The sequence below is a fragment of the Methylophaga sp. genome, from assembly GCF_965655755.1.
GTDB lineage: Bacteria > Pseudomonadota > Gammaproteobacteria > Nitrosococcales > Methylophagaceae > Methylophaga.
Genome location: NZ_CBFHHW010000013.1, coordinates 53,272 through 58,230 on the forward strand (window position 1 = coordinate 53,272; position 4,959 = coordinate 58,230).

The window sequence follows — 4,959 nt, forward strand, 5'->3', positions numbered from 1 at the left end:
TGCTATCCGGGCAGCATTTACCCTGGGTAATGAACGCTCATTTGATCAGGATCCGCGCTTTGGCTTATCCGTGATGTCAGAAATTGCTTCACGAGCCTTATCACCCGGTGTCAATGACCCAGGCACGGCTATTGATATTATTAGCCGGGCCGTCAGAATTATTTCACCATGGCGGAAGCATCTGAGCATTAGCGATGATGATGAAAAGATTATCTATCCCTGTGTACGTATTGCTGAAATTCATCTCGACGATATGTTTGATGATCTCTTCTTGCCTATCGGACGCGATGGCGCCGGTATGATCGAAATACAGATGAGATTGCAACAGTCGCTTCTGGCTCTGAAACAAATATGTAGCGACTGCTTTTCAGAGCAGGTCCACAGACACTCTGACATGGCCTTTCAACGGGCTGAACAGGCGCTAACTTTGCAGATTGATAAAGATCGTCTTCGTCAGTTGGTAGACACGATCAATACACATTAATTTTAAATAAATTGTTTACATGGAAATATAACACGCCTATCATGAATGAACGTTCATTCATTTTATGGTTTATGTTATGGCAAAAATAGCCCCTAAAGATAAAAGACAAACGATCCTCGATGCGACACTGACATTACTGGCAAGCTCTGGATTTCATGGCTTTTCGATGAAACAACTTGCTGCTGAGTCGGGTGTGGCAGTCGGTACCATTTATCTCTACTTCGCCGATCGTGATGCATTGATTGCCGACCTGCACCGCTTGATTGTGGATGACTTTGCCGCCCGTGTATTTAAGGATCTAAATGACAATCTGCCTATCAAGCAACAGTTCCTGACATTGAGTCGGAATACCTGGGATTTTTGCATGGAAAATCGGAATGCTACCTTGAGTAAAGGCCAATTCGATCACCTTCCTCTGGATGTGTTGAAAACGCGCCACAACGATGCCTGGAAAAATAGTCTGAACCCTCTCATTACATTCTATGACAAAGGCAGACAAGCTAATGTACTTAAGCCGTTACCTGACGATGTTCTGGCCAGTTTAATTTTTGAACCTGTGATTCATATTGCGACCCAGACGCAGCTTGGCTTGCTGGACATAAACGAATCTGAATTGAATCAGATTATTGCTGCAACGTGGGACGCCGTTGCTGTCTCAGGTCAGGAATAAGGAGATCGACATGCAACGCCTGCTATCACTACCCCAAATATTTATTTTAAGTGCTGTTTTTGTGTTGTCAGCATGTCAGCAAAATGAGGATGCTGCCGCAACCTCTTCTGCTCCTGATGCACAAAAGGTATCTGTCAATGTGGTCACCCTTGCCCCTCAAAGTATCACCTTAACCCGCACATTGCCTGCCCGCACGGTCGCCTATCGCAAAGCCGAGGTGAGACCTCAGGTAAACGGTATTATCGAAGCACGCTTATTTGAAGAAGGTGCAAAGGTTGAAGCCGGTCAGCAGCTTTACCAGATTGAACCGGCACTCTATAAAGCCACACTTGCCAATGCAGAAGCAGAACTGTCACGAGCAAAAGCGGCATTACAAACCGCCCAATCAAGAGAACAGCGTTATAAAGAGCTGATGAACGACAACGCTATCAGCCGTCAGGACTATGATGATGCCTTAGCAACCTACCTGCAGGCCCAGGCAGAAATTAAAGTACAGCAAGCAGCCGTTTCCTCCGCTAAAACCAATTTAAGTTATACCCGGGTAGACGCACCGATTTCCGGTCGTATTGGTAAATCCAATGTCACAGAAGGGGCATTAGTCACCGCACAGCAAGCGGGTGTCATGACCACCATTCATCAACTGGATCCCATTTTTATTGATATCGCTCAACCCTCAAAAGAGTTGCTGCAATTGCGTAAACAGATGATCAGTCAATCTCGGAATGAAGAGTCGGCACCTAAGGTCAAGCTAACCCTTGAAGATGGCAGTGAATACCCACTTACTGGTGAACTCCAGTTTGCTGAGGTCAATGTGGAACCAACTACCGGTGATGTGGTGTTACGCGCCATCATGCCGAACCCTAATAACTTATTGCTTCCGGGTATGTTTGTACGCGCAGAAATTAACCAAGGTGAACTCGAAAATGTGATTTTAGCACCTCAAAAAGGCGTCACGTTCAACCGTGAAGGTAATGCGTCAGTATTACTCGTCAACGCCAACAATCAGGTTGAGGCGAGACAAATTCAAGTGCAACGTGCCATAGGAGATAGCTGGTTAATTGAGTCTGGCCTGCAAGAGGGGGAGCAGCTAATCACCGCTGGTCTACAAAAGGTAAGTCCCGGCGCGAATGTTCATATTGACCAAAATACACTGCAAACGCCTGGCACAGGAGGTCAATAATGGCCAGATTTTTTATTGATCGGCCGGTATTTGCCTGGGTAATAGCCATCATCATCATGCTGGCCGGCGTGCTGGCAATATTCCAGTTACCTATTTCGCAATACCCGGACGTCGCTCCACCTTCAGTGGAAATTCGTGCTAATTATCCCGGTGCCTCAGCAAAAACAGTCGAGGACTCAGTGGTTCAAATTCTGGAACAGAACCTCACCGGTATCGATAATGTGCTGTATATGTCAGCCACCAGTGATTCAACCGGTGTGGCGCAAGTCACGGTGACTTTCGAAGCGGGCACAGATCCCGATATTGCACAGGTTCAGGTACAGAATAAACTCCAGGGCGCCATGCCTTTATTGCCGCAGGAAGTGCAGGAGCAAGGTATTACCGTCAACAAATCAAGCACCGGTTTTTTGATGGTGCTGGGTTTTGTGTCTTCTGATGGCAAGATGGACAAATACGATATTGCCGATTTTGTCGGTGCCAATATTCAGGATCCTCTCAGTCGGGTGGATGGTGTGGGTCGTATTCAGATCTTCGGTTCGCAATATGCGATGCGGATCTGGCTCAACCCTGAAAGTCTGAATCATTACAAACTCACCACATCCGATGTTGTCACGGCGATTCGTGCTCAAAATGTTCAGGTTGCTGCTGGCGAGCTGGGCGGTGCTCCGGCCATTCCGGGACAGCAGTTCAATGCCAATATTGTGGTGCAAACACGACTCGAAACACCCGAAGAATTTAGCAATATCCTATTACGCGTCAATGAAGACGGTTCACGCATCTTACTCGGCGATGTCGCTCGGGTGGAGCTTGGCGGTGAAAACTATCAGTACGAAACCGAATACAATAAGCAACCTGCAGCAGGTTTAGGGATCACACTGTCATCTGGCGCGAACGCGCTGGAAACGGCGTCGAACGTGCGCGAACGTATCGCAGAACTCGAGCAGTTTTTCCCACAGGGACTGGAAGTAGTATATCCCTACGACACCACGCCTTTCGTTAAATTATCAATCGAAGGTGTGGTCCATACCTTGTTGGAAGCGATTGTGCTGGTCTTTTTTGTGATGTACCTGTTCCTGCAAAACTTCCGTGCCACGCTGATTCCTACCATCGCTGTACCCATTGTATTACTGGGTACTTTTGCCATTTTATATGCTTTTGGTTTCACCATTAACACACTCACCATGTTTGCGATGGTGCTCGCCATCGGTCTGTTGGTTGATGATGCCATCGTCGTGGTTGAAAACGTTGAACGGGTGATGCATGAAGATGGCCTCTCCCCTCGCGAAGCCACACGAAAGTCTATGGATCAAATTACCGGTGCTTTGGTGGGTATCGCACTGGTATTGTCAGCCGTGTTTATACCGATGGCCTTTTTTGGCGGCTCTACAGGCGTCATTTACCGACAATTTTCAATTGCCGTAGTATCGGCCATGGCGTTATCCGTTGTGGTTGCCTTAACGTTGAGTCCCGCCTTGTGTGCCGTTTTATTGAAACCTGCATCAGCAGACCATCATCAGCGTAAAGGTTTTTTTGGCTGGTTTAACCGTGTATTCGATAAAGCCACTCAGCGTTATCAAAACAGTGTGGGCCATATGATTGGTCGCACTGGTCGTTACATGTTGATCTATCTATTAATTGTTGCTGGTTTGGCCGTGATTTTTAACCGTCTTCCAGGTTCATTTTTGCCGGATGAAGATCAGGGTCTAATGTTCAATCAGATGATCTTACCTCCCAATGCATCCAAAGAGCGCTCAATCGAAGTCATGGATAAAATTGAAGACTATTTTCTGGAACAGGAGAAAGATAATGTCGAATCCGTATTCTCCGTGATTGGTTTCAGTTTTAGTGGGCGTGGTCAAAATAACGGCCTGGCGTTTATTAATATGAAAGACTGGAGTGAACGCACAGAACCGGAACAACAAGTGCAACAGGTTGCGGCGCGTGCCAATGGCTTTTTCGCCACATTGAAAAATGCGATGGCGTTTGCAATTGCACCACCTCCAATCCGCGAATTAGGTAACTCCAGCGGTTTTGATCTGCAGTTACAAGATCTGAGTGGTCAGGGCCATGATGCCCTGATGAAAGCGCGTGACCAATTACTGGGGCTAGCTGCTCAAGATTCACGTCTAATGAGCGTCAGACCCAACGGTCAGGATGATACCCCTCAATTCAAGCTCGATGTGGATCACACTAAAGCATCAGCATACGGGGTGTCTCTGTCTGATATCAACAGCACCTTCAGCACCGCCTGGGCGTCCACTTACGTCAATGACTTTATCGACAACAGTCGTATCAAGAAGGTCTACGTACAGGGTGATGCTCCCTTCCGTATGATGCCTGAAGATGTGGCGGAATGGTATGTACGTAACAGCAGTGGCGAGATGGTGTCGATGGCATCATTAACCGAAGGTCGCTGGATTTACGGTTCCCCCAGACTGGAACGCTATAACGGCGTGTCATCCGTTAATATTCAGGGGGAAGGAGCCCCCGGTGTCAGCTCGGGTGATGCAATGTTGGCGATGGAAAGCTTGATTGATACATTACCGGCCGGATTGGGTTATCAATGGACAGGCCTGTCTTTGCAGGAGCGAGAATCCGGTGATCAGGCCCCGCTACTGTATGGTC

The 4,959-nt window shown here is 47.6% G+C and carries 4 protein-coding genes; all 4 read left to right on the top strand.

What is annotated here, in order from left to right; genetic code table 11:
* On the top strand, nucleotides 1-484 hold a 484-nt coding region (locus ACTF5U_RS06165), incomplete at its 5' end, for a DUF2254 family protein (protein WP_438970765.1).
* Between the two features lie 76 nt (nucleotides 485-560).
* Nucleotides 561-1,154, top strand: a complete 594-nt coding sequence (locus ACTF5U_RS06170) for a TetR/AcrR family transcriptional regulator (RefSeq protein WP_438970766.1) — start codon at nucleotides 561-563, stop codon at nucleotides 1,152-1,154.
* Nucleotides 1,155-1,164: 10 nt separating this feature from the next.
* Nucleotides 1,165-2,334: an efflux RND transporter periplasmic adaptor subunit gene (locus ACTF5U_RS06175; RefSeq protein WP_438970767.1), complete on the top strand. Its 1,170-nt coding sequence runs from the start codon at nucleotides 1,165-1,167 to the stop codon at nucleotides 2,332-2,334.
* Nucleotides 2,334-4,959: efflux RND transporter permease subunit (locus ACTF5U_RS06180; RefSeq protein WP_438970768.1), on the top strand; the 2,626-nt coding region annotated here is incomplete at its 3' end. The genes ACTF5U_RS06175 and ACTF5U_RS06180, both read left to right, overlap by 1 nt.

Coding starts and splice junctions, on each gene's coding strand:
- ACTF5U_RS06170 (WP_438970766.1), top strand. CDS start 561: ATGGCAAAAATAGCCCCTAAAGATAAAAGACAAACGATCCTCGATGCG.
- ACTF5U_RS06175 (WP_438970767.1), top strand. CDS start 1,165: ATGCAACGCCTGCTATCACTACCCCAAATATTTATTTTAAGTGCTGTT.